The sequence below is a fragment of the Anaeromonas frigoriresistens genome (assembly GCF_016820655.1).
GTDB classification, from domain to species: Bacteria; Bacillota; Clostridia; order Tissierellales; family SIT17; genus Anaeromonas; species Anaeromonas frigoriresistens.
Map to the genome: position 1 here is coordinate 1 of NZ_WSFT01000030.1, position 2,307 is coordinate 2,307.

The 2,307-nt window shown below is 31.8% G+C and carries 2 protein-coding genes; both read left to right on the forward strand.

The genetic code is table 11. From position 1 onward, the window contains the following. The coding region (locus GOQ27_RS07430) for a peptide ABC transporter substrate-binding protein (RefSeq protein WP_252187777.1) at window positions 1-517 on the forward strand (517 nt) is incomplete at its 5' end. 569 nt (window positions 518-1,086) lie between these two features. Further along, the coding region (locus tag GOQ27_RS07435; protein ID WP_203366216.1) for a peptide ABC transporter substrate-binding protein at window positions 1,087-2,307 on the forward strand (1,221 nt) is incomplete at its 3' end.

Consider the following 2,307-nt stretch of genomic DNA (forward strand, 5'->3'; position numbering starts at 1 on the left):
TGAAGAAGGATTAGAAGAAATAGGTAAAACAGCTGAAGATATGAATGGAATTAAATTCCTTACATTTGACGGTGATAATGCTGTACAAAGGGCACAAATCTGGCAACAATATTGGAATGAAACTCTTGGTGTAGATGTTGAAATCGAGCAAGCAACATTTAAGATCAAGATAGATAGAGAAAATAAAGGTGATTTTGCATTCTCTTACTCAGGATGGATTGGTGACTATAATGATCCTATGACTTTTATGGATATGTGGGTAACCGGGGGAAGCCAAAACACTGCTAAATGGTCAAATGAAAAGTATGATGAATTAATTAAGACTGCTCAAACTACTTCAGGACCAGAGCGTATGGAAGCTATGCTAGAAGCTGAAAGAATTCTAATGGAAGAAATGCCTGTATCTCCAACAGATCACTCTGTTAAAATTGTAATGGAAAATCCTAAGGTTAAAGGGATAGTAAGACTTCCACTTCAAATGACAGATGGATTATATAAAGCATATATAGTAGAGTAATAATAATTATAAAGGATAAATCTTCGGATTTATCCTTTATTTTTTGTATACTTGTAAGAAAATCGTAGACAATCTATATTAAGAAAGTGTTACAAAAATAATAGAATTCATGTAGGAATAAAGTTTAAATTAATAGTATTTACAGGTCAACATAAATATTCAGACTATTCAAACAGCTTAATACAGCAGTTTTATAGTAAAACTAATTCTAGATAAAATTTAAACAAATAGAAATATTCTTGTAATATAAATGAGGTTTTATAAAATGTGGAAAAATGCATAAATGAAATTCTGTTAATATAATCTTGACATTTATTTAAAAATTCCATATAATCTAATTAATCTATTAAACAAACGTAATATTATATCCGAGATGTTAATAGATTAGTCACATTTCTTAAAGGAATATTTAAAATATTTCGAAAATATAAATGATTTTAAATATTCTTGTAGAATATAAAATTTAATGAACTTTTAAAATTAATATTCAACTTTTAAGGAGGTGTCATAGTAAGAAATAAATTTATCGCCTTAATTAATTTTACAAAATAAAAGGGGGAAGTATTTAAATGAAGAAGAGCAAATTATTGATAATGTTATTAGTATTTGCAATGGTATTTACTGTTGCATTAGCAGGTTGTGGAGATGACACTGCTGAAGAACCTAATGAAAGTGAAGATCCAGCAGCAGGTGATGATGGTGAAGAAGATACAGATGATGGTGAGAAACTAGCAGAAGAGCAAGTTTTAAGAATAAACTGGAATTCAGAGCCTCCAAACTTAGATCCTCAATTAAGTCAAGATGCTACATCAAGTAGAATACTTATAGATACATTAGAAGGTATCGTAAGACTTAATGCAGAGGGTATAGCTGAAGAAGGTTTAGGTATGGCAGAAACTTGGGACCTAAATGATGATGAAACAGTTTATACTTTCCATTTAAGAGATGCTAACTGGACAGACGGTGAGCCTGTAACAGCTAATGACTTTGAATATTCTTGGAAAAGAGCATTAGATCCTGAAACGGCTTCTACATATGCATTCCTAGCATATGGTATCAAGAATGCTGAAGCATATAACACAGGTGAAATTGATAATGCTGATGAATTAGGAATTAAAGTATTAGATGAGAAGACTCTAGAAGTTACTTTAGAAAGACCAGATCCAACTTTCTTAAGTAAGTTACAAAATAGTACTTTCCTACCTGTAAGAGAAGATAAGATTGAAGAGTGGGGAGAGAAATATGCATCAGATGTTGAGTATATGGTATTTAATGGGCCTTTCGTTGTAAGCGAGTGGGAGCATGAATCTCAACTTAACTTAGAAAAGAACCCTGACTACTGGAATGCAGATGCAGTTAAACTTGAAAGAGTAGAAGGAGTTATGGTGACTGACTCTAATACAAGAATGAATCTTTATGAAACTGGTGAAATTGACTGGACAGAAGTTCCATCTCAATACTTAGAGCAATATAAAGATAAGTTAAATACTTATCCAGAAGCTTCTACTTTCTACTATACATTTAATGTGGAAAATGAATTCTTCTCTAATCAGAAGATAAGAAAAGCATTTGCAATGGCTATAGATAGAATTAAGATTCAAGAAGCTAGAACTCAAGGTATAGTACCTCCAGCATGGGCATTTGTACCTCCTGGAATGCCAGGACCTGAAGGAAAAACTTTCAGAGAAGCAAATGGTGAGTTAATCAAAGACTTAGGTAATGGTGCGACTCAAGAAGAAGTTAAAGCATTATTTGAAGAAGGATTAGAAGAAATAGGTAAAACAGCTGAA